Raw genomic sequence first — 22,643 nt, 5'->3', positions numbered from 1 at the left:
TTGACCCACTGGTGTCCGGTTTAAATTTGGTCACCATTGGAGGCTCATCTGGTGGGGACTGTGTGGTGGCCTGCCGGCGGGTTGCAACAGGCGGTCGATCCTGCGGCGATGCATGAGATTGGCGCGCACCAGGCGGGCGAAGGCGAGCGGGCTTGTGACGGTGGTCTGGTCGGCCTTGGCCATCTGCAGCAGCAGGTATGCGATCAAAGCGACGGCGATCTGGATGCGCACGGCATTCTCGCTGTTGCCGAGGAAATGGCGGATTTTCAGCGTCTGCTTGACCCAGCGGAAGAACAGCTCGATCGCCCAGCGGCGCTTGTAGAGCGCGGCGATCTCTTCTGCCGGGGCATCGAGATCGTTGGAGAAGATGCGCAATATCTTGCCGGTTTCGATCTGCACACAGATCTCCCGAACCGGCCCGCTCATCGGGTTCCTGCGGCTTTTTGCCATGCGCTGCGGCAGAAGGCCGACCCGATCCGACAGGATGGTTCCATCCGGGCTAACCGCTCTTTCCTCGATGACGGCCAATTTGGTATGGGATTTGAGGCGCGTGACGATGCGGCAGCCGGCGGCATTGAGCTTCGCCCACCAGCCGAAATCGTAATAGCCGAGGTCGAAGACATAGGTGGCGCCTGCCTCGATGGGCATGACCTTGGCGGCGGTGATGTCGTTGACATTGGCCGGCGTCACCGCCGCATAGATCGGCCGTTCGGCATTGGCATCGTAGACGACGTGAACCTTGGCGCCACAGGCCTGATCGGAAAAGCGTGCCCAGTGCGATCCCGCTCCGGAAAGGCGCAGGCTGCTGCTGTCGATTAGATGGACCGCCTCGCCGACGGCCCGCTTGAGCCCACGCCCGGCGCGGGACACCATCTGCGCGAACAGCTCGGCGAAAACCGCACTCGGGCGCAGGCCATTGGCGTCGGCAAGGGTCGATCGTGACACCGGTTGGGCGCCGAGATGGTAAAGACCGCTGCTGTGGCTTTGCAGGCCGCCGACGATCTCGCGCAGGCTGACGGCCCCGGAAAGCTGGCCGTAGAGCAGCGCGACCAGCTGGCTCTTCGTCGACAGCCGCCGCACGTGCTTGTCGGCCTGATGCTCCTCCACAAGTCTTTCGAAGGCCGCCCACGGAATCCGCTTCAACAGATCATGAAAGACGCTATTCTCATGCCGCACGGTGTTGCCCCTCTTTCGTGTCCGGGATTGTCGCCAAACATCCGAATACGAGTAGAATCAACACCGTGCGCCTTGTCCACCAAATTTAAACCGGACAGCAGTGGGCTTGACCCTGGGATCCACGGCCAAGCACGCGGACTTCTATTTCTCTGTCGTGGGGCGCCTTCGCTGTTCGCCAGTGCCAGCCGCATGGATCCCAGGGTCAAGCCCTGGGATGACGGAGGAGAGGTGGTGCCCGGGATGGAGGAGCAGAGGAAGTGCCGGGGACCAAAAGCCTCGCCAGGGCGATGAAGCGAACCGCGAGCGCGGTGCCTCAAAGCATCACAGCCGCAACCATCCCCCGCACAAAAACGGGCTTGCCGCACGCAACCTTCCGGCGTATGACTTGCCCGTCGCGAAAAGCGACTGCCTCCCTTGATCCGCTCAGTGGCGGAGTAAACAGGTGGACGAATGGGTCGTCCAGGCGGTCGAGCACACGCCAGCCATGCGCATTAGCCATGGTTCGGCCAGCACCTCCCTGAAACCAGCGCCTGACCAGATCAGGCCTCATCGTGAGCCATCGGCGCACTCTGTCGGCGCTTGTGCGCTCGCGTCGACCCGGAACGCACCCATGACCAGATCTCTTATCGTCATTTTCACCGCCATTGTTCTCGATACCGTCGGCATCGGGCTGATCTTCCCGATCCTGCCGTCGCTGCTCAAGGACATCACCCATGCCGCAAACGTCGCGCCCTATATCGGCACGATGACGGCGCTCTATGCGCTGATGCAGTTCATTTTCGCGCCGGTGCTCGGAGCCCTGAGTGATCGGCTCGGCCGCCGGCCGGTGCTGCTGATTTCGCTTGCGGGTGCTGCCGTCAACTATCTCTTCCTCGCCTTTGCGCCCAATCTGGCCCTGCTCTTCGTCGGCCGGGCAATCGCCGGGCTGACCAGCGCCAATATCTCGGTCGCCACCGCCTATATCACGGACATCTCGCCGGAGGAGAAACGCGCCCGCCGCTTCGGCCTGTTCAACGCCATGTTCGGCCTCGGCTTCATCATCGGCCCGGTCGCCGGCGGCGTGCTCGGCGATCATTGGCTGCGGCTGCCCTTCATCGCGGCGGCTATGCTCAACGGCGCCAACCTGCTGCTCGCCGTCTTCATCCTGCCGGAATCGCGTCCCGGCAGCCGCGAGAAAATCGATCTTGCAGCGCTCAATCCGCTGAAACCGCTGCGCTCGGTGCTGGAGGTCAGAAGCCTGCTGCCCATCGTCATCCTCTTCTTCATCTTCAGCGCCACCGGCGAGGCCTACGGCACCTGCTGGGCACTCTGGGGCAGCGACGCCTTCCATTGGAACGGGCTGTCGATCGGCCTTTCGCTGGGCGCCTTCGGCATCTGCCAGACACTTGCCCAGGCCTTGCTGCCGGGGCCGGCGGTCCGGCTGCTCGGTGAACGCGCGGCGATCCTCACCGGTGTTGCCGGCGTCTCAATCGCGCTTACCGTCATGGCCTTTGCCGGCCAGGGCTGGATGATCTTCGCGATCATGCCGGTTTTCACCCTCGGCGGCATCGGCGTGCCGGCGCTGCAGTCGCTCGCGACCCGGCAGGTCGACGAGAACAGCCAGGGCCAGTTCCAGGGCGTGCTGGCGTCCGCCGTCAGCCTCGCCTCGATCGTCGCGCCGCTCGGCTTTTCCAGCCTCTATTTCCTCTTCCGCCAGCAATGGCCGGGCGCCATCTGGCTGTCGGTCGTGGCCGTCTATGCGCTCTGCGTGCCGCTGGTTCTGGGTCTCGGGCTGAGGAAGCGGGAACCGGCGGCGGCGGGTTGAACCGCTGCTGCGGGCGGTCGTGTGGCGAAAACGCCAACCCCACGCTCCGTCATCCCAGGGCTTGACCCTGGGATCCACGACCAAGCACGCGGCTTCACTTCCTTCCCGACGAGAAGATGCCAGCGCTCTTCCCGCGGTGCCAGCCGCATGGATCCCAGGGTCAAGCCCTGGGATGACGGAGGAGAGGTGGTGCCGGGATGCATAACGCCGGCGCGGAGGAGAGGTGGTGCCGCGGCGCATAAGCCCGCCAGCGCGCAGCAGAGGTAGCGCCGGGACGCATCGGCTCGGCGGCAGCGATGACGCTTCGGCAGACGCGGCGCCACACTAGCTACGGCAAATGCGGCGCCTCACAAGCCTCGGCGAAAGCGACATCCCACAAGCTGCGTCGGTCCTCAAGCTGCGCCAGCGGTGCATGTGGCGTGAGCGCCAACCCCACCCTCCGTCATCCCAGGGCTTGACCCTGGGATCCACAGCCAAGCACTCTGCGCAAATGGCAGGATATGTTTACATCGTCACCAACCAGAAGAACGGCACCCTCTATATCGGCGTGACATCCGATCTGGAGCGCCGCATCTATGAACATCGCGAGGGGCTGACGCCGGGCTTTGCCTGGAAATATGGCTGCACCCGCCTCGTCTGGTACGAGGAGCATTGGGACATCGGCAGCGCGATCCAGCGCGAGAAGTCGTTGAAACGGTGGAACCGGCAATGGAAGATCGACCTGGTCGAGGCGATGAATCCCGGGTGGGACGATCTTTATCTTTCGCTGTGGTAATGCGGGCTGCGTCTTCCGTGGTGCTCTGCGCATGGATCCCAGGGTCAAGCCCTGCGATGACGGAGGAGAGGTAGTGCCGTGCACAACAGCCCTCCCCCGCCCAACGCCGGCGCTCACGCCGCCTCTTCCTTCTCCGCCGCCCCCTCCGCCAGCTTGCGGGCGGCGACGAAATCCACCTTGCCGGAGCCCAGCACCGGGACCTTGCCGATGGTGACCTCGGCCGGGACCATCATGTCCATGGCGCCCCTCGACTTGGCGAAGGCGAGGAATTCGGCGCGGGTGGCGGTTTCGGCGTCGGTCAAGAGCACCAGGCGCTCGCCCTTCTTGGGGTCGGGCAGCGAGGAGACGACCGAGAGCGCGCCCGGCCAGAGCTCGGCGGCAAGCGCCTCGATCGCCGCCAGCGACACCATCTCGCCGCCGATCTTGGCGAAGCGTTTGGCGCGGCCGCGGATCTTGACGAAGCCGTCCTCGTCGATGGTGACGATGTCGCCGGTATCGTGCCAGCCATCGGCGAGCGGCTCGAGCACGCCGGGCTTTTCGGCGCGCAGATAACCGGCCATGACATTGGCGCCGCGCACATGCAGCCTGCCGCCCTCGTCGATGCCGGGCACCGGCTCGAGCTTCCATTCCATGCCCGGCAGGATTTTGCCGACCGTGCCGGAGCGGTTGTACATCGGCGTATTGATGGAGATGACAGGCGCGGTCTCGGTGACGCCGTAACCTTCGAGGATGCGCAGGCCGAACTTTTCCATATAGGTCTGGCGGGTTGCCGCCTTCACCGGCTCGGCGCCGGCGAAGATGTAGCGGATCGAGCGGAAATCGTAGGGGTGCGCGGTCCTGGCATAACCGTTGAGGAAGGTATCGGTGCCGAAGATGATCGTGGCGTTGGAGACATAGATCAGCTCCGGCACGATGCGGTAATGCAGCGGCGAGGGATAGAAATAGACCGGCACGCCCGAGATCAGCGGCAGCACGGTGCCGGCCGTCAGCCCGAAGGAATGGAAGACCGGCAGGATGTTGAACACCTTGTCGCCGCTGTGGAAATCGATGCGGGCGGCGGCCTGGGCGGCGTTCGACAGCACGTTGCGGTGGGTCAGCACCACGCCCTTCGGCGTGCCTTCCGAGCCCGAGGTGAAGAGGATGACCGCCGGATCGTCGGCCTGGCGCCTGGTGAGCGGCCGGCCCTTCCTGAGAAGCCCGAGGAGCTTGTCCTTGAAAGAGATTTCGGCCCTCAAATCATCGAGCCAGACGATCGTCAGCTGCTTTTCCAGCTCCTCGATCACAGGGCCGAGCTTGGCCTGGGCGACGAAGGCGCGCGAGGTCAGCACGTGTTTGACCTCAGCCGCCTTGCAGGCGGAGAGGATGTTGGCGGCGCCCGCGGTGAAGTTCAGCATCGCCGGCACCTTGCCGGCCGACATGACGCCGAGAATGGTAGCGGCGGCGCCATTGGCATTCGGCAGCATGACGCCGAGGTTCTGTTCCGGGAAGCGGGCGCGGAACTTGGCGCCGAGCACGGCGGCCCCGGTCAAGAGCTTGCCATAGGTCAGCCGGCCGGTGACCGGATCTTCGACAGCAAGCTTCTTCATGCCGAATTCGTGGCCTGCCCGGATGACCCGCTCGAGCACGGTCGACGAGGTGTCGGCGGTGCGGAACAGCAGGTTCGACATCACCTGATAAAGGGCGGCTCCCGCCGCCGTGCGGCGTTTGCGGCCTTTCAGCTCCGGCTCCACCTCGAGCTTCACCGGCTCGAGAATGGTGACCTTGACCTTGGGGAACAGCCGGCGGCGGATCTTGCCGTTGTCGAGATAGGAGAAATAGGTCTTTTCCAGCCCGTCGATCTTGACCGGCACCACCATCGAGCCGGTCTTGTCGGCGACCATGGCCGCCCCGTCATAGACCTTCATCAGCGTGCCGGTCACCGTCAGGCGGCCCTCGGGGAAGATGCCGATCGCATTGCCTTCCTGCGCCACCTTGATCAGGGAGCGCGTCGCCATCGGCTTGGTCGGGTCGAGCGGCAGGAATTTGCACATTTTCAGGAAGGGGCGCACCCACCAGGCCTGGGCGATCTTGTAATCGACGGCGAAGGTGGGCTCCTCCTCGGTGATGGCGAGCGCCAGCGCGCCGTCGAGCAGGCTGACATGGTTGAGCGCAATGATCGGCGCCGGGCCGGCCTTCTTGATATTCTCCAGCCCCTCGACCTCGAGCCGCATGAAGGCGCGGAACAGGATCGAGATGAAATCGCGGAAGGCATTGGTCGGCAGCGTCTTCAGCATCAGCCAGGCGACCGCGAAATTGACGATGCCGAGGCCGACCAGGATCTGAGGGATGGTGGCGCCGAGCGCCTGGATGACGGCGACGAGGCCGAGGCCGACGGTGATGAACAGCGCCGAGAGCACGTTGGCGGCGCCGATGACGCGGGCGCGGTGATCCTCATGCGCCCAGCTCTGCAGACCGGCGAAAGTCGGCACGGCGATGAAGGCGCCCGAGATCGCCATGCCGGCGAGATCGATGGCGACGCGAATGGTGTTCTGACCGGCGAAGAAATCGAGGATCGTCGTCGCGTGGGCTGTCGAAGCCAGACCCCAGAGGTTCCAGGCGAGATCGAGGCTGAAGAGGCCGAGCAGCGCCGTGCCGACGGGTGCCGGCAACAGCACGACGCGGCCCGCCGACATCCAGGCGGCAATCCCCGAACCGACGGCGACGGCAATCGCGAACACCGTGAGATAGGCGGGTACAACGAGCTCGGAGCCGCCGAGCAGCTCGGTCACCATGGTCGGCAGGATGGAGAGAATGAAGGCGCCGACCAGCCAGAACCAGCAGTTCATCAGCGCCGAGCGCCACAGCCGCTTATCCCTATGGATTTCCATGACCAGCGTGTAGCTGGAGCGGATGACGTTGCGGTCGATCTCAAGATCCGGCGCCTTGGAGCCGGTCGCCGGGATCATCCGGGCCGACAGCCAGCAGAGCACCGACAGCCCCATCATCATCGAGCCGAAGAGGACGACATTGTCGCCGCTGGAAAAGGCGAGTGCGGCGATGATGGTGCCGCCGAGGATGGCGATGAAGGTGCCGCCCTCGATCCAGGCGTTGGCCTTCGGCAGGTCGCGGCGTTCGAGATGATCGGGCAGGATGCCGTATTTGATCGGCCCGAACAGCGCCGAGACGATGCCGAAGCCGAAGAGGGCCGCCATCAGCACAAAAATCGAGGAAAAGGCGAGGCCGATAACGGCAAGGGCGGCGATGCCGATCTCGCAGCGTTTCAGCAGTTCCGCCACCTTGGCCTTGTCGTGCTTGTCGGCGATTTCGCCGCCGAGTGCGGAAAGCAGCAGGAAGGGCACGATGAGGATGACGCCCGCGAGCGTCACCAGGGCCGCGCCCTCGCTTGCCGACATCTTGAAGAGGATGAGGAAGACCAGGGTGTTCTTCAGGAAATTGTCGTTGAAGGCGGTCAGGAACTGCGTCCAGAACAGCGGCGCGAATTTCCGCGATGTCATCAGATTGGTTTGCACGGCGAGACCCTCTTTCGATCGGCAGAGAAGGCCACAGAGTTGTTACGCAAAAGTTGAGTGCGATAACAACTCTGCGATGTGGTTAAGGAAGATCAATCTTCACCGTTACGATTGAATTTGACCAGCAGCTTTTCGGTGCGGGCATCTTCGACCTTGCGGATCAGCTTCTCGGATTCGGCATTGTCGCGCAGCGTCTTGGTGATATTCACCGTCGTCTGCACCAGCATCAATATGCCCATGGCGAGATAGCCCTTCCCCCAGAGATCGAGCGGCATCATGTAGAGGCCGAGCGCCAGCATGAAGGCGGCGGCGCCGAAGGAGATGTAGGAGAAGCTGACCCAGCTGGCGGAATGTTTCTGGAAACTGTCGTTCATTTCAGTGACCCTTTGATTTCTAGGGGTGAATGGTGGGATGACGATGTCATGCGGCCGGCGTGATGCGGCTCTTCAGCCGGGCGAGCACCTCGTCGGCCGATGAGGCGAGCGGCGCGCCGCAGCCGGCATTGGCGAGCTTTTCGATGATGCCGGCCGGCCGCGTGGCGCTTTCCATCTCCTTCAGCGCCGCCGCGGTCAGCTCGTTCTGGCTCTGGCGCAGGCGCAGCCGGGCGAGCGTCTCCTCGGCCTCGTCGAGCGTCGCAAGGCCGGGCCCGGCGACTGCGATATCGAGCTTCTGCGCCTCTTGCGTAGCACGGGCCAGCCGCTCGCCGCGCTGCAGCGCCTGCAGCCGCGCCTCGGCCTCCCTGACGATGCCCTTCAGCTTGGCGATACCGGTGGTGAACTGGCTTTGCGCCTGTTCCGATGCATCGCGCTCGGCCTCGAGAAAGGCGATCGCTTCGGCCGCTTCCCGCGCCAGCCCTTCATTGCCTTTGGTGAGTGCCGCGGTGGCGCGGGTCTCGAGATCGGCGATGCGGGCGAGGATCGTCTGATGCTGGGCCTTCTCCTGCTCGTTCTGGGCGATGGCGACGGCGACGCCGCGCCGCGCCGACTGGATCGATTGCGCCGCATCGCGGATCTGCTGGGCCAGCAGCGGCACGGCGTGGCGATCGGCGAAAGCCTGCTCGGCATCATGCGCCCTGCCCCGCAGCAATGTGGAAATCAATTTGAACATTTCTGTCCTCCGGTTTATGAACGTTGTTCACGAGACGAGTTATGGCAGAATCATGAACGGCGTTCAAGATAATTTTTGAACGTCGTTCAAGAATTCGAAGGGAAATGGTTAATGGCCGGCAGACGAGAAGAAAAACGCGAGGACCTGAAGGCCCGGCTGATCGAGGCGGCGCGCGAGCGCATCGCCCGCGACGGGCTCGCCAACCTGCGCGCCCGCGACATCACCCAGGACGCCGGCTGCGCGCTCGGCGGCCTCTACACCGTCTTCTCCGACCTCGCCGAGCTCGTCATCCATGTGAATTCCGCGACGCTGAAGGCGCTGGAGGCGAGGCTGACGCTTGACGAGGCCAGGGGCAAAAGCCCGACCGATCGCCTGCGCAACCTCGCCCAGGGCTACCTCGCCTTCGCGGTGGAACACCGCAATCTCTGGAAGGCGCTGTTCGACCACTTCCCCCCCGCCACCAGCCCAACGCCGCAATGGCACCTCGACGAACACCTCTTCCTGATGGACGTGATCGCCGAACCGCTGGCCGAACTGCAACCCGACATGCCCCCCGAAGACCGCGCCATCCGCGCCCGCACATTGTTCGGCGCGGTGCATGGCGTCGTCAGCATCAGCCTGGAGGGGCGCTTTGTGGGCCTGCCGCTGGAGCGGCTGGCAAGAGAGGTGGACGAGCTGGTGCAGACGATTGCCGCAGGGGCTGAGCTGCGGCGTGAAGCCGGCGTGTGAGTGCGGCCGGCAGTGGTTTGGCAAGAGCCCTCCTCCCCTCCGTCGTCCTCGGGCCTGACCCGAGGACCCATGCCCGGTGCTGATGCAGCTCCACCCCAAAAGCTGCCCCTCACCCTAACCCTCTCCCCGTCTTGACGGGGCGAGGGGACGTGCCACACGAGACGTTGGAGAGGAACGGAAAGGCGGCGGCATATCCCCTTCGCCCCGCAAGCGGGGAGAAGGTGGCGGCAGCCGGATGAGGGGCTGGCCGGCCCAGAAGCAACTCAACGACGTTTGTCTATCAAAAAAGGCAGATATTGAAAGACAAACCATTTTGAGTGTGGCTCCTGAGAGTCAACGTGGCTTGAGAAGCAGAATTGGCGACTTTTGAGAGTCAACGACATCTCGCCTTCAGCCAATCCCCTTCCCCACCCTCCATCGTCTGGGCTTGACCCAAGCACCCCCACCCAAGCACTCTGCACCCACCCCACGCCCCACGCGAAAGGCACCCCCATGAGCCGCATCTTCATCACCGGTTCCACCGATGGCCTCGGCCTCGCCGCCGCCCGCACCCTCATCCGCGAAGGCCACGAGGTCGTCCTCCACGCCCGCTCCCGCGAGCGCGCCGCGGCCATCGCCGAGACCTCCGCCGCCGCCCTCGGCCTCGTCATCGGCGATCTCGCCAGTGCTGCGGAAACCCGCTCGATCGCCGAGCAGGTCAACGCCATCGGCCGCATGGACGCCGTCATCCACAATGCCGGCATCTACCTCGAGCGCAGCCGCGGCGAAACGCCCGAAGGCCACGCCAAAACGCTGGCGGTCAACACGCTCGCCCCCTATCTCCTCACCGCCTGGATCACGCGGCCCCACCGGCTGGTCTATCTCACCAGCGGCATGCACCGCAGCGGCAGCAGCGCGCTTGACGATATCGACTGGAAGAAGCGGCCATGGAGCGCCAGCCAGGCCTATTCCGAAAGCAAGCTCTACATCGCCACGCTTTCCGCCGCCATCGCCCGCCACTGGCCCGACGTGCTCAGCAACTCCGTCGACCCCGGCTGGGTGCCAACCAAAATGGGCGGCGCCGGCGCGCCTGACGATCTGGAGATGGGGCATCTGACGCAGACATGGCTTGCGACGAGCGAGGACGAAGCTGCGAAGGTGAGCGGCGGGTATTGGTATCACCGGCGGCAGCGGGAGGCGGCGGCGGAGGTGGGTGATGTGGGGTTTCAGGAGGCGCTGGTGGAGAGGCTGGCGGGGTTAACGGGGGTGCGGTTGTTTTAACCCAGCCGGTAAGGTGGAAGCGGACTAGGCGAGTGGCACCGAAATTGCCGATGCTTGTCGATTGCTTGTTCAATTCTCAACTTCTCCGCACTTAATCTATCAGAAATAATTTCCACTCAACATTTCGTAGGAGTCATTTGCCCGCACTCAGAACGTGTGGCATGTATGCAATGGGGATCGGGGCATTGGGTAGCGCAGTTGTCGGCGAATTTTGATCATCTCAGGGAGATTAGTCCGGAGCTCCACCGACTTGGCGTGCTGGCCGAGCGTTTCTTTCCGGAAGACGCAAACACATCGCTGATCAAAAGCCGTCAGTTCGGCGAATACATGGTCAAGGAGATCGCGGCTCTTTCCGGCGTCTACAATGCCGCCGACCGGGAGACGACACATGATCTTCTCCGCCGCCTCGCGACCCAGCAGGTCTTGCCTCGCGAAGTGTCCGATATCTTTCACGCGGTGCGCAAGGCCGGCAACGCGGCGACTCATGGCTTCGGCGGCTCATCCGCAGAGGCGCTCTCTGCCCTCAAATTCTGCCGCGCGCTCGGTGTCTGGTATCGGCGCACCTATGGTCGCGATGCGAATTTCAAACCCGGTCCCTTCGTGCCGCCGAGACCTTCGCAGGAAGCGGATCAGGCCACGCAGTCCGAACTCGATGCTCTCCGGCGCCAGGTACAGGAAGCCGAGGCGAAACTGGCTGCCGCGCATGCATCAGCGGACGAACTGGCCAACGCACGAGCCGCAGCCGAGGAACTTGCCCGGCAAGCGACCGAGCAACATGTCGTTAGGGAGCAAGCGGCACTCGAGCTGGAGGCCAACCAAGCCGATCTCGCTCGGAAGCTGTCGGAGCTGCAGAAACAAGCAGAGGCGCAGCCGCAACAGCTGCAAATGGAGTTCAAGCATGCGGGCCTGCAGGCCGCAAGCCGGCTGGAACTCGACGAAAGACAGACCCGGCGCCTCATCGATATGCAGCTTGTCGATGCCGGCTGGGAGGCCGACAGCGACACCCTCGTCCATCAGAAGGGCGCGTGGCCGGAGGAAAGCCGAAATCTCGCAATTGCCGAATGGCCGTCGGAAGGCGGACGCGCCGACTACGCTCTTTTTATCGGGCTTACCTGCGTCGGTGTCATCGAGGCAAAGCGCGAGAGCATAGATGTGCCGTCAACGCTTCACCAGGCCGAGCGTTACGCTCGAACCATCGAACTGCCGGCGGATCATCGCCATCCCCACGGACCGTGGAAACATGGGCTGGCCGATCCCTTCCGCGTGCCCTTTGTCTTCGCCACCAATGGCCGCCCCTTCGTCAGACAATGGCAGACTAAATCCGGCATCTGGTTCTGCGACCTGCGCCGTGACACCGATCATGCAAGGCCTCTCACAGCGTGGTTCTCGCCAAGAGATCTGCTCGAGATTCTGGAAACAGATCTCGATGCGGCTGCCCGGGGCTTGGCCGAGGAGAGCTTCGGCAAGGGCAAGATGCGCCCCTACCAGGAAGAAGCGATCGCCGCGATCGAGAATGCGGTCGTTGCTGGCCAACGTGACATTCTCGTCTCCATGGCAACCGGCACCGGCAAGACGCGTACCGCTATCGCGCTGATGTACCGGCTGCTCAAGCACAAGCGGTTTCGCCGCATCCTCTTCCTCGTCGACCGCAAAGCCCTTGGCAAACAGACGAACGACGCGCTGGAGACGACCGAGATCGAAGGCTTGCTGAACTTCGCTCAGATCTACAAGGTCGCAGGCCTGGATAAGAAAATTCCGGAGACGGAGGACCAGGTCCAGGTCGCGACGGTTCAGTCGCTGATCGCCCGGATCTTGAACGAGCCGGATCCCGCGAAGCGTCCAACGCCCGGCACCTTCGATTGCATCATCGTCGATGAAGCCCATCGCGGCTACACGCTCGACGCGGAGCTGCGGGAAGGCGATATCGGCTTCCGCAATCTGGACGACTACCAGTCGGCCTATCGACAGATCCTCGACTATTTCGACGCCGTGAAGGTGGCGCTGACGGCGACGCCCGCGCTGCATACCCGCGAAATCTTCGGTCATCCGGTCTTCCACTACGGTTACCGCCAGGCTGTCGTCGAGGGCTACCTCAACGATCACTTGCCACCGAAGCGCATCACGACGGCGCTTTCGGAAGCCGGCATCCATTTCGATGGCGGCGAAGAGGTTGAGATCATCGATCGCACGACCGGACAGATCGACCTCTTCGAACTTCCGGATGAAGTCTCGCTCGACTACGACGTCGCCGATTTCAACAAGCGGGTCTACTCGGAAGCTTTCAACCGCATGGTCTGCCGAGCTATCGCCACGGAAATCCCACCAGGCAAGCCGGGCAAGACGCTGATCTTCGCCGCCCGCGATGCCCACGCCGATGATATCGTGCGCCTGCTGGTCGAGGAACTGCAGAATGAACATGGCAAAGACGCCGTGCCGCATGCCATGGTGATGAAGATCACCGGCAATGTCGACAAGGCCGACGACCTGATCCTCAAGTTCAAAAACGATCCCTATCCGAAATATGTCGTCACCGTGGATCTCTTGACCACCGGCGTCGACGTGCCCTCCATCTGCAACCTGGTCTTCGTGCGCAGGGTGAAAAGCCGCATCCTCTATGACCAGATGATCGGCCGCGCCACGCGCCTTTGCCCCGAGATCGGCAAGGAGAATTTCCGAATCTTTGATGCCGTCGATCTCTATGCCGAGCTGCAGGAGATGACCGATATGCGCCCGGTCGTCGTCAAGCCGGATGTGTCGCTCAGCCAGTTGGTAACCGACTTGCAGAATGCCGCGACGGAGGAAGACAAGAGCTGGGTCGCCGGACAGGTGATCGTGCGCATGCGTGCCATGACCAGGCGCATGGATGATGAGACGCGCGAAAGCTTCGAGCGCCACACCGGCGAGACACTGGAAATGATGGTGCAGCGGCTGTCCACCTGCTCCGGTCCTGAGCTTGAGGCCTGGCTCTCGGCCCATCCCCGAGCCGTCGAGCTTCTGGAGCGCCGACCGGTGCAGACGGCGAGGGGCAACGATGGTGTCGTCATCTCCACCCACGAGGACGAGTTGCTGCGCATCGAGGAAATCTTCGGCAAGAACACGACGCCGGAGGACTACATTACCGGCTTCGAGCGTTTCGTGCGCGAGAACATGAACCAGGCGCCGGCGCTGATCGCCGTGACCCAGCGTCCGCGTGACCTGACCCGCAAGGAACTCTCGGAGCTCGCGGGCCTGCTGGATGAGAAGAACTATTCCGAAGCGATGCTGCGCGCCGCCTACGGCCGCGCCCGCAATGCCGATATCGCCGCCCATATCATCGGATTCGTGCGCCAGGCGGCCCTCGGCGATCCGCTCATTCCCTATGCCACCCGCGTCGACAATGCGATCCTCAAGATCGAGGCCTCCCGCCCGTGGACACAGAAGCAGAAGGAATGGCTGCGGCGTATCGGCCGGGCACTGAAGGACAAGCCGGTGGCGGATCCGACCCTGCTCGATCAGGGCGTCTTTGCAGACAAGGGCGGCTTCAACCGAATCTCGCAAGAGTTCGATGGTGATCTCGACGAGGTTCTCCACGCCTTCAACGAGGCGATCTGGGCACCACCCGCCGCCTGATCTCTTCGCCACCGTTGACCCTCAGCCCTCACCCGCTACAAACGCAAAACAGATCCCTGACCTGAAAGAATGCCTGCATGAACTCCAATGCCATCGTCCAGAAACTCTGGCGCCTCTGCACGGTCCTGCGCAAGGACGGCATCACCTACCAGCAATACGTCACCGAGCTGACCTATCTGCTGTTCCTGAAGATGATGGCCGAGCGCAATCGCGAGACGGGTAGCCTGCCGAAGACCATGCGCTGGGCGGATCTTGTCGCAGAAAACGGCCTGCGCAAGCTGGAGCATTACCGCAATGTGCTGGTCACACTCGGCGCCACCAGCACCCGGCTCGGCAAAGACGATGCTCTCATCCTGCCGCCTGGCGAAAACGCCACGCCGGACGAGCGCAAGCGCTACTCAGATGCAAGGCCGCTGCCGGAAATGGTGCAGAAGATCTTCGACAACGCCTCCACCTTCATCCGCGAACCACAGAACCTGACGACGCTGGTCACCGCGATCGACGAGCTGGACTGGTTTTCCGAAGAGCGCGACCAGTTCGGCGATCTCTATGAAGGACTGCTGCAGAAGAATGCGGAAGAAACCAAGCGCGGCGCCGGGCAGTATTTCACCCCGCGCGTGCTGATCGAACTTCTGGTACGCCTCATGCAGCCGCAGCCCGGCGAGGTGATCCAGGATCCCGCCGCCGGCACGGGTGGCTTCCTCATCGCTGCCGATCGTTACATGCGGTCCCGCACCGACAACTATTTCGATCTCGGCGAGAAGGAGCAAGAGTTCCAGAAGCGCCACGCCATTCACGGAATGGAAAACGTGCCGGGCACGCTGCGCCTGCTGCTGATGAACCTTTATCTGCACGACATAGACAGCGACCGTGTCGATCTCGGCGATACGCTCTCGGACAAAGGCAAGGGTCTCGGCCGCGCCAACCTCATTCTCACCAATCCTCCCTTTGGCCCGGCGGGTGGTGCGCCGACGCGCGATGACCTCTCCGTCACGGCCACCGTCTCCTCTTATCAGCTTCCCTTTGTCGAGCATTGCATTCGCGCGCTACAGCCCGGTGGCCGCGCCGCGATCGTTGTGCCTGATAATGTGCTGTTTGAAGACGGACGCGGCAAACAGCTTCGCCAGTTGATAATGGACTGGTGCGACCTGCACACCGTCCTGCGCCTGCCGACCGGCATTTTTTATGCGCAGGGCGTCAAGACGAATGTCATCTTCCTGACGCGCGGCAAGACCGAGACCGGCAATACCAAGGCCGTCTGGATTTATGACCTGCGCGCCCAGATGCCGAAATTCGGCAAGACCACGCCGCTGACGGAAGCCCATTTCGAAGGTTTTGAACAGGCCTTCGGCACGAGTCCGTACGGGACGGAGCGCGGCGCAGATGAAGGCGAGGCCGGCCGCTGGCGCAAGTTCGAACGCGAGGACATCGCCAAACGCGGAGACAATCTCGACATCTCCTGGCTGCGGGAGGCGGAGGAAGAAGCGGAAGAAGGCCTGACCGAACCCGACGATATCGCCGTTGCCATTCTCGGCCATCTGCAGGCCGCCACGCTGGAGATCGAGGCGCTGATGACGGAACTCGGCGATGAGCTGCTGGAGGCGGCGGAATGAGCGAGTTGCCAACGGGATGGGTGGAGGCGACGCTGGACGAGCTTTGCGAGTTCAATCCCAAGCACGATCCCGAAACAAATCGGGCGTTGGAAGTGAACTTCGTGCCTATGCCTGCGGTGGACGATGAGACTGGCACAATAGTAGACAAGTCAAACATGCGGCCACTCTCGGAAGTTTGGAAAGGCTACACCCACTTTTCAGATCGAGATGTCATTTTCGCAAAGATCACCCCGTGCATGGAAAATGGAAAGATTGCGGTTGCGCGTGATTTGGCGAATGGCATGGCGTGCGGTTCCACGGAGTTTCATGTTCTTAGATCGAAAGGCGCCGCCGAACCCGATTTCCTGTGGCGGTTTCTCCGCCGCAAGAGCTACAGGCAGATAGCAGAGCGCTCAATGACCGGCGCGGTGGGACAGCGTCGTGTCCCCAGGCAGTTCTTGGAAGCAACTGTGCTACCTCTCCCACCTCTGGCCGAACAAAAGCGCATCGTGGCCAAGCTGGATGCGCTGAACGCGAAATCCGCCCGCGCCCGCACCGAACTCACCCGCATCGAAACTCTCGTCTCCCGCTACAAGCAGGCCGTGCTCAGTAGGGCGTTCAGCGGGGAGTTAACGCGGGAGTGGAGGGGCGACGACAACTGGCCACTACCAGTTCGGCTAGGGGACGTTGCAGGTTCATTTGCCTATGGATCCGCAGCGAAATCGCAGAAGTCGGGATCTATCCCCGTCCTTAGAATGGCCAACCTTCAGGAAGGCAAGCTCGATTGGACCGACTTGGTATACACGAACGATAAAGATGAGATCGAAAAGTACCGGCTTACCCCAGGAGACGTCCTGTTCAATAGGACGAACAGTCCAGCGTTGGTCGGCAAGACAGCTCTGTATAGCGGGGAGCGAGAGGCGATATTTGCTGGATATCTCATACGAATAGTGGCCGGCCCTGATTTGGACTATCGCTACCTCACTTACGCTTTAAACAGTCCTTCCGGCCGCGAATTCTCATGGAACGCGAAAACTGATGGCGTCAGTCAATCTAATATCAGTGCCACGAAGCTGAAGGAGTTCTCTTTCGCTGTCCCGCCCCTCGAAGAACAACACGAAATCGTCCGCCGCATCGAATCCGCCTTCGCAAGGATCGACCGGCTGGCAGGGCAAGCAAAGCGCGCGCTGGAATTGGTGGGCCGGCTGGACGAGGCGACCCTCGCCAAAGCCTTTCGCGGCGAACTAGTCCCCCAGTACGAAAACGACGAGCCTGCCGAAAAACTGCTGGAGCGTATCCGCGCCGAGCGCCCGGCGGCTCCGAAGGCGAAGCGCGATCGGGGGCGACGTTAGAAGCCACACAGAACCACAAAGGGAGGGGAGCATGCCGAAGATCTTTTTCACCTATGTCTGGGGTCCGCCGGGCGATCCCTGCTGGCCGTTGACTTTCGGTTCCAAGGCAGCCCGCACGCAGGCGAAAAAGGCACTGACCGAGGGAGATTACGTCTTCACGGTTGGTACGAAGGGAGAGCCGACTTCAACAGGCTACCGGGGCCGTGTTTTGGGCCTCTATCAAGCCTCGTCGCTGGAAGTAAACACGGTAGACTATATCAATCAGATTGAAAGCAGCGGAATCACGGAACGCGCGGCAAGCGAATTTCCCTATGCGCTTCATCCGATTTCAGTGTGGGCAATCACGTCACACCAGAACGTCTTTTCGCGCCTCGTGGGGCCATTGACCGGCGCCCATCATCTCCGGGCTCAATCAACCGTTGTTGAACTCGATCTGAATGCGTCGTCACCGCTTCTGGCGCTCGAGCGCCGCCCGGTCACACTGGCCGAACCGAAGACGCTGCTTGGGCGAGGGCTGGTTGCCCAGAAGAATAGCAAGTTGGCGCCAAAGCACGAGGGCGAGTTCAGCGGCCGCTTCGGCGACCATGCTGTATGGTTCGTCTATGCTCTTGCCTTGAAGGATCAACGCGGGCGCGATCTTGCTTTTAAGATCGGTTATGCGAACGATCCTGCCCTCCGGCTCGCGGCTTATCAGGCGCCGATGGCTGCAGAGGTCACCGGCCTGACTTGGGACCTCGCTTTGAAACAGCCCACCGCCAGCGAGGATGAAGCACGAAGGATCGAGCAGGCCCTGTTGGCGCGCTTCGCCAAACACAAGCTGGCAAGCAACGGCGAAATCATCAAAGGGCCTTCCCAGTCGGACATTATGTCCACCATGGCCGTCATCCTGCGCACGAATTGAGGCGATTATGATTCCTGACTACCAGACGCTCATGCTCCCCGTGCTACGCCTCGCCGCCGCAGGCGAAACACGCGCGGCCGATATCGCCGAGCGGATCGCTGATGATCTGGGGCTGACACAAGAGGAACGGGACGAGCTTCTGCCGAGCGGGCGCCAGCGGCTGTTGCACAACCGCATTCACTGGGCAAAATTCTACATGAGCAAGGCCGGTCTAGTCGCGTCACCGGCGCGTGGTCGATTTGTTGCTACAGAGAGGGGCAAGGCGCTGCTGGCGACGGCGCCAGAACGGATCGACGTCGCTCTCCTGATGCAGGAGCCGGAGTTCCGAGAATTCTACAAGAAAGAAGGTGGCGCCCCCGCTCAGGAAAGTGTGTCGGCAATGTCGATCGAAACGGCCTCTCCAACGAAGACACCGGAAGAGCAGATCGATGCGGCCCATGCGGCACTCATGGCCGCGCTCCGCGACGAACTCCTGCAGCGCATCCTCTCCAACAGCCCAATCTTCTTTGAGCAACTGATCGTCGATCTCCTGGTCGCCATGGGATATGGCGGCAGTCACAAGGACGCTGCCGCGCAACTCGGCCGATCCGGCGACGGCGGTGTCGATGGCATCGTCAACGAGGACCGCCTCGGCCTCGACCGCATCTATGTCCAGGCCAAGCGTTACGCCCCGAGCAATCCGGTCGGTCGCCCGGACGTAAACGGCTTCGTTGGAAGTCTCGTCGGCCTCGGCGCCACCAAGGGCGTCTTCGTGACCACTTCCACCTTTAGCCAGCCGGCCCGGGACTATGTCAAGCATCTTGCCCAGCGCGTCATCCTCATCGATGGCCAGGAACTGGCCGATCTCATGATCGAACACGGCGTTGGAGTGCGGGGCTATCGCACCGTCGAATTCAAGCGACTGGACGAAGACTTTTTTGGCGAGGAGTGATCCCAGGTCGCAAATCTGACAGAAACTGCACAAGCTCGCGGTGAGAAACTGGATGCGACTGCCCATCGGGCTGTACGGCACGAGGAAGCGAAAACGTCATACAAATCTGGTGCAAACAGTGGCAATGCATCTGGATTCAACCCGGCGAGTGGCGATGCTTCACCGACTAGGTCTTAGCCCCACCGAAGATAAAGATATGAATACAATCCTATAGTTATCTATATAAACCGATAACGATCGAAGACGGTCGACGGCACTCGAAGCCGTCGGAGACCCGGCAGCTAACGCGCCTATCGATCTTGATGCCGCTTCGAAACTCAGCATGAGCCTGGGAGAATCGGAGCCCACGAGGAAAGCAATAAAACAGTGGCTGGGGCGCCTGGATTCGAACCAGGGGATGGCGGTACCAAAAACCGCTGCCTTACCGCTTGGCTACGCCCCACCAGAGCTTGAGCGGCGAACCGCTTGCTCACAAATCGACGCCTGATTAGCAAAGCTCTTTGCCTGTCACAATGACTAAGTTGCGCCTGCGGCAGATTTCTGCGCGCGAAGCGGCGGGCGGCGTGCTAGCATGCCGCGATATTATCAACCTGAGATCATCGTCCCGCATGGAAAGTCCCGCATTCGACCTTGCTTTCGAGCCGGCCTATGGGCGGGCCGTGCCGGTTGCTCCGGATGTCCTTCGCGTCACGGCGGAAAATCCCGGGCCCTTCACCTTTTTCGGTACCAACAGCTATCTCGTCGGCTCCGCCTCGCTTGGCGTCATCGATCCCGGGCCGGAGGACGAGGCGCATTATCAGGCGCTGATGGCGGCGATCGGCGGGCGGGAGGTGACGCATATCTTGGTCAGCCATACCCATCGCGATCACTCGCCGCTCGCCCGCCGGCTGCAGGCGGAAACGGGGGCGGTGACGGTGGGGCAAGGGCCGCACCGGCCGGCGCGGCGGCTGCGCGAAGGCGAGGTCAATCCCTTTGCCGAAAGCGCGGATATGGATTTCGCGCCGGATATCGCGCTCGGCGACGGTGAGACGATTGCCGGTGATGGCTGGGCGCTGTCGGCGGTGCTGACGCCGGGGCATACGGCCAATCATGCCGCCTTCGCGCTCGAAGGCCGGGAGATCCTGTTTTCCGGCGATCATGTCATGGCCTGGTCGACCTCGATCGTCGCACCCCCGGATGGGGCGATGGCGGATTACATGGCCTCGCTCGACAGGCTGATCGCGCGCGAGGACGCCATGCTGCTGCCCGGCCATGGCGGGCCCGTCAACGAGCCGAAGACGTTCCTGCCGGCGCTGAAGGCGCATCGGCTGGGGCGCGAGCAGGCGGTGCTGGCGCGGGTCGCGGCCGGCGATCGCGGCATTGCCGAGATGGTGAAGGCGATCTATCGCGATACCGATCCGAAGCTGCATGGGGCGGCCGCCCTTTCCGTGCTCGCCCATATCGAGCATCTCATGGAGCGCGGCGAGATTGCAGCGGATGGGCCGCCCTCGCTTGCCGCGCGCTATTGGCCGGGGTAATGAAAGGCGGAGGGAGATCAGCATGGGCCGCGCCGATTACAGCTATCGCACCGATCCCACTGTGCCCGCCTTTGCCGATGACCGGCCGCTCATCGTCTTCGATGGCGAATGCGTCTTCTGCTCCGGCTGGGTGAAATTCGCGCTGAAGCACGACAGGCGGCAGCACTACCGGTTTGTCGCGGCGCAGACGCCGCTCGGGCAAGCGCTCTACCGGCATTACGGCCTGGATAGCCGCGATTACGAAACCAATATCCTCATCGAAAAGGGCCGCGCCTTCTTCAAGTCGGATGGCTCGATCCGCATGGTGGCCGGGCTCGGCTTTCCCTATTCGCTGGTGAAGCTGTTCGGGCTCATGCCGCGGCGCGTGGCGGACGCGCTTTATGAATTCATCGCCCGCAACCGGCTGAAGATCGCCGGACGGCAGAGCTGCATGGTGCCGACGCCGGAGCAGCGCGGCCGCTTCATCGCATGAGCGGCGGCACCTTTTCCCTGCTGATCATCGGCGGCTACGGCGCCTTCGGCGGCCGGCTCGCCCGGCTGCTCGGCGAGGAGCATCGGCTCAGGCTGCTGATCGCCGGCCGCTCGCTCGAAAAGGCCGATGATTTCGTCTTCGATATGCGATCGCCGAAGGGCGGCGCCGGGCGGCTGGGCGGCAACGATCTCGGCGCCTGGCTGCAGGCGGTGGCCTTCGATCGTGACGGCGATCTCCAGGAGCAGCTGACGCGGCTGAGGCCCGATCTCGTCGTCGATGCCTCCGGGCCGTTCCAGAGCTTCACCGGCGATGGCTACAAGGTGGTGCGGGCCTGCATCGAGCTCGGCATCGATTATTCGGATCTCGCCGACAGCACCGGCTTCGTCGCCGGCATCGGCGGGCTCGATGCCGAGGCGAAGGCCAAGGGCATCTTCGTGCTCTCCGGACTCAGCAGCCTGCCTGCCCTCTCGTTTGCGGCGCTGGAGGCGATGGCGCCGCATTTCTCCCGCGTCGAAAGCGTGGCAGCCGGCATTGCCCCGTCATCGCATGTCAGGGTCGGCCTGAATGTCGTCAGGGCGATATCGAGTTATGCCGGCAAGCCGGTGGCGCTGCTGCGCGAGGGGCAGCCGGCCGAGGGGCGCGGGCTGATCGATGAGATGCGGGTGACGATCGCGCCCCCCGATGTGGCGCCGCTCGCCAGCCGCACCTTCCTGCTGGTCGATGCGCCCGACCTGGCGCTGCTGCCTGATCGTTTTGCCGGCCTGCAATCCACCTTCACCGGCGTCGGCACCGAGCCGCAGGCGCTGCAGCGGCTCTTGAGATTTGCCGCGCGGCTGGTGGAGATCGGGCTGCTGCCGTCGCTCACGCCGTTCGCCCGGGCGCTGCAGGCGGCCAGCCATCGCTTCGCCGTCGGCGCCCATCGCGGCGGCATGTTCGCGCGCCTGGGCGGCCTCGATCATCAGGGGCGGCGGCTGACGGCGGACTGGTCGCTGATTGCCGAAGGGGATGACGGGCCGTTCATCCCGGTTCTCGGCGTCGAGCTGCTGGTGCGCCGGCTGCTCGAAGGCAAGCGGCCGGAAAGCGGCGCGCGGCCGGCGGCCGGCGAATTGTCGCTCTCCGATTTCGAAGCGGCCTTCAGCCGGTTCTCGATCGCTTCAGGCATCCGGCTGGAGCACGAGGAAGAGCCGCTGCCGCTCTACCGGCGCATTCTCGGCGACGCCTGGGAGAAGCTGCCGCCCACCCTTGCCGCGATCCATGCCGGCGGCACGCGCCTCGCCTCCGGTCGGGCGCGGATCGAGCGCGGCGGCGGGCTGCTCTCCCGGCTGATCGCCGGCGTGATCGGCTTTCCCCCGGCCGGCGAGGATGTGCCGGTGGCGGTGCGCTTTGCCGCCGATGGCGACAGGGAGATCTGGACGCGCACATTCGGCGGCAAGACCTTCCGCAGCTGGCAGGCAGCGGGCAAGGGCCGCGACCGGCACCTGCTCGTCGAGGTGTTCGGGCCGTTCCGGGTGCTGCTGGCGCTGGTGCCGGAGGGAGAGAAGCTGCGGCTTGTGGTGCGCGGCTGGCGCTTCTGCGGCATCCCGCTGCCGCTGTTCCTGGCGCCCGGCGGCGATACCTATGAGGAGGAGCGCGAGGGGCGGTTTCATTTCCATGTGGAGATCGGCGGCCGGCTGACCGGGCTGGTGGTGCGCTATTCGGGGTGGTTGGTGCTGGAGTGAGGGGGGTGCCTCGCGCGGGTTGCGCTGCCCCTCACCCTAACCCTCTCCCCGCTCGCGGGGCGAGGGGACGTGCCTTGCGAGAGGTTGGCGAGAGACGGAAGGGGTCGCGGCAGCGTCCCTTCGCCCCGTTTACGGGGGTCCGAAGGACGGGGCGAGACACGTGGCTCGACCCCGGTCGGTGCCGGCAGGCG

Annotated in this window: 16 protein-coding genes and 1 tRNA gene; 12 read left to right on the top strand and 5 right to left on the bottom strand. The window is 63.3% G+C overall.

The window, feature by feature from the left end; all coding sequences use genetic code 11:
• Positions 1-30 precede the first annotated feature (30 nt).
• Entirely contained in the window at positions 31-1,176 is a 1,146-nt protein-coding gene (locus tag J2J99_RS05410; RefSeq protein ID WP_168302472.1) for an IS4 family transposase, read from the bottom strand.
• A gap of 610 nt (positions 1,177-1,786) precedes the next feature.
• On the opposite strand from J2J99_RS05410, the gene J2J99_RS05405 reads away from it, so the two are divergent.
• Both J2J99_RS05405 and J2J99_RS05400 read left to right on the top strand, forming a co-directional pair.
• The gene (locus J2J99_RS05405; RefSeq protein WP_168302445.1) at positions 1,787-2,980 is read left to right on the top strand and encodes a TCR/Tet family MFS transporter; all 1,194 of its coding nucleotides are present in this window, start codon (positions 1,787-1,789) and stop codon (positions 2,978-2,980) included.
• Between the two features lie 490 nt (positions 2,981-3,470).
• Positions 3,471-3,755 (top strand): GIY-YIG nuclease family protein, encoded by a 285-nt coding sequence (locus J2J99_RS05400; RefSeq protein ID WP_168302446.1) that lies wholly within the window; start codon positions 3,471-3,473, stop codon positions 3,753-3,755.
• Between the two features lie 113 nt (positions 3,756-3,868).
• Here the strand turns inward: J2J99_RS05400 and J2J99_RS05395 are convergent, their stop codons facing one another.
• The 3 genes from J2J99_RS05395 to J2J99_RS05385 form a co-directional block, all read right to left on the bottom strand.
• Positions 3,869-7,264, bottom strand: a complete 3,396-nt coding sequence (locus J2J99_RS05395; protein WP_168302434.1) for an acyl-[ACP]--phospholipid O-acyltransferase — start codon at positions 7,262-7,264, stop codon at positions 3,869-3,871.
• A 92-nt stretch (positions 7,265-7,356) separates the two neighbouring features.
• Positions 7,357-7,638 (bottom strand): YiaA/YiaB family inner membrane protein, encoded by a 282-nt coding sequence (locus tag J2J99_RS05390; protein WP_008529123.1) that lies wholly within the window; start codon positions 7,636-7,638, stop codon positions 7,357-7,359.
• Between the two features lie 46 nt (positions 7,639-7,684).
• Positions 7,685-8,371, bottom strand: a complete 687-nt coding sequence (locus J2J99_RS05385) for a PspA/IM30 family protein (RefSeq protein WP_168302433.1) — start codon at positions 8,369-8,371, stop codon at positions 7,685-7,687.
• A 111-nt stretch (positions 8,372-8,482) separates the two neighbouring features.
• Between J2J99_RS05385 and J2J99_RS05380 the strand changes: the two genes are divergently transcribed.
• The 7 genes from J2J99_RS05380 to J2J99_RS05350 all read left to right on the top strand — a co-directional run bounded on the left by J2J99_RS05380 (position 8,483) and on the right by J2J99_RS05350 (position 18,745).
• Entirely contained in the window at positions 8,483-9,100 is a 618-nt protein-coding gene (locus J2J99_RS05380) for a TetR/AcrR family transcriptional regulator (RefSeq protein WP_168302432.1), read from the top strand.
• A gap of 492 nt (positions 9,101-9,592) precedes the next feature.
• Positions 9,593-10,360, top strand: a complete 768-nt coding sequence (locus tag J2J99_RS05375; protein ID WP_207600951.1) for an SDR family NAD(P)-dependent oxidoreductase — start codon at positions 9,593-9,595, stop codon at positions 10,358-10,360.
• Positions 10,361-10,558: 198 nt separating this feature from the next.
• Positions 10,559-13,969, top strand: a complete 3,411-nt coding sequence (gene hsdR / locus J2J99_RS05370; protein WP_168302313.1) for a type I restriction-modification system endonuclease — start codon at positions 10,559-10,561, stop codon at positions 13,967-13,969.
• 77 nt (positions 13,970-14,046) lie between these two features.
• On the top strand, positions 14,047-15,582 hold the full coding sequence (locus J2J99_RS05365; protein WP_168302312.1) for a class I SAM-dependent DNA methyltransferase: 1,536 nt from the start codon (positions 14,047-14,049) through the stop codon (positions 15,580-15,582).
• Positions 15,579-16,913, top strand: a complete 1,335-nt coding sequence (locus J2J99_RS05360; RefSeq protein WP_168302311.1) for a restriction endonuclease subunit S — start codon at positions 15,579-15,581, stop codon at positions 16,911-16,913. The genes J2J99_RS05365 and J2J99_RS05360 overlap by 4 nt, the downstream gene beginning before the upstream one ends.
• A 31-nt stretch (positions 16,914-16,944) precedes the next feature.
• A complete protein-coding gene (locus J2J99_RS05355) occupies positions 16,945-17,814 on the top strand; it encodes a GIY-YIG nuclease family protein (RefSeq protein ID WP_168302310.1) in 870 nt (289 codons plus the stop codon).
• A gap of 7 nt (positions 17,815-17,821) precedes the next feature.
• On the top strand, positions 17,822-18,745 hold the full coding sequence (locus J2J99_RS05350) for a restriction endonuclease (protein WP_205919335.1): 924 nt from the start codon (positions 17,822-17,824) through the stop codon (positions 18,743-18,745).
• Positions 18,746-19,112: 367 nt separating this feature from the next.
• On the opposite strand, the gene J2J99_RS05345 is transcribed toward J2J99_RS05350, so the two are convergent.
• Positions 19,113-19,187, bottom strand: a tRNA-Gln gene (locus J2J99_RS05345).
• A gap of 166 nt (positions 19,188-19,353) precedes the next feature.
• Between J2J99_RS05345 and J2J99_RS05340 the strand changes: the two genes are divergently transcribed.
• The 3 genes from J2J99_RS05340 to J2J99_RS05330 are packed head-to-tail and all read left to right on the top strand — an operon-like array spanning position 19,354 to position 22,452.
• Complete coding sequence (locus tag J2J99_RS05340; RefSeq protein ID WP_168302309.1) at positions 19,354-20,262, top strand: MBL fold metallo-hydrolase; 909 nt, start codon at positions 19,354-19,356, stop codon at positions 20,260-20,262.
• A 22-nt stretch (positions 20,263-20,284) separates the two neighbouring features.
• Entirely contained in the window at positions 20,285-20,734 is a 450-nt protein-coding gene (locus J2J99_RS05335; protein WP_168302308.1) for a thiol-disulfide oxidoreductase DCC family protein, read from the top strand.
• Complete coding sequence (locus J2J99_RS05330; RefSeq protein ID WP_207600950.1) at positions 20,731-22,452, top strand: saccharopine dehydrogenase family protein; 1,722 nt, start codon at positions 20,731-20,733, stop codon at positions 22,450-22,452. Before J2J99_RS05335 ends, J2J99_RS05330 begins: the two co-directional genes overlap by 4 nt.
• Positions 22,453-22,643 lie beyond the last annotated feature (191 nt).

It is taken from the genome of Rhizobium binae, from assembly GCF_017357225.1.
Classification (GTDB): domain Bacteria; phylum Pseudomonadota; class Alphaproteobacteria; order Rhizobiales; family Rhizobiaceae; genus Rhizobium; species Rhizobium binae.
The sequence above is the reverse complement of the archived record's forward strand: the minus strand, read 5'-3'. Positions and strand labels throughout refer to the sequence as shown.

What these genes read in the sequence shown, in the direction of transcription:
- J2J99_RS05405 (WP_168302445.1), top strand. Translation starts at nt 1,787, where the DNA reads ATGACCAGATCTCTTATCGTCATTTTCACCGCCATTGTTCTCGATACC.
- J2J99_RS05400 (WP_168302446.1), top strand. Translation starts at nt 3,471, where the DNA reads ATGGCAGGATATGTTTACATCGTCACCAACCAGAAGAACGGCACCCTC.
- J2J99_RS05390 (WP_008529123.1), bottom strand. Translation starts at nt 7,638, where the DNA reads ATGAACGACAGTTTCCAGAAACATTCCGCCAGCTGGGTCAGCTTCTCC.
- J2J99_RS05385 (WP_168302433.1), bottom strand. Translation starts at nt 8,371, where the DNA reads ATGTTCAAATTGATTTCCACATTGCTGCGGGGCAGGGCGCATGATGCC.
- J2J99_RS05380 (WP_168302432.1), top strand. Translation starts at nt 8,483, where the DNA reads ATGGCCGGCAGACGAGAAGAAAAACGCGAGGACCTGAAGGCCCGGCTG.
- J2J99_RS05375 (WP_207600951.1), top strand. Translation starts at nt 9,593, where the DNA reads ATGAGCCGCATCTTCATCACCGGTTCCACCGATGGCCTCGGCCTCGCC.
- J2J99_RS05365 (WP_168302312.1), top strand. Translation starts at nt 14,047, where the DNA reads ATGAACTCCAATGCCATCGTCCAGAAACTCTGGCGCCTCTGCACGGTC.
- J2J99_RS05360 (WP_168302311.1), top strand. Translation starts at nt 15,579, where the DNA reads ATGAGCGAGTTGCCAACGGGATGGGTGGAGGCGACGCTGGACGAGCTT.
- J2J99_RS05355 (WP_168302310.1), top strand. Translation starts at nt 16,945, where the DNA reads ATGCCGAAGATCTTTTTCACCTATGTCTGGGGTCCGCCGGGCGATCCC.
- J2J99_RS05350 (WP_205919335.1), top strand. Translation starts at nt 17,822, where the DNA reads ATGATTCCTGACTACCAGACGCTCATGCTCCCCGTGCTACGCCTCGCC.
- J2J99_RS05340 (WP_168302309.1), top strand. Translation starts at nt 19,354, where the DNA reads ATGGAAAGTCCCGCATTCGACCTTGCTTTCGAGCCGGCCTATGGGCGG.
- J2J99_RS05335 (WP_168302308.1), top strand. Translation starts at nt 20,285, where the DNA reads ATGGGCCGCGCCGATTACAGCTATCGCACCGATCCCACTGTGCCCGCC.
- J2J99_RS05330 (WP_207600950.1), top strand. Translation starts at nt 20,731, where the DNA reads ATGAGCGGCGGCACCTTTTCCCTGCTGATCATCGGCGGCTACGGCGCC.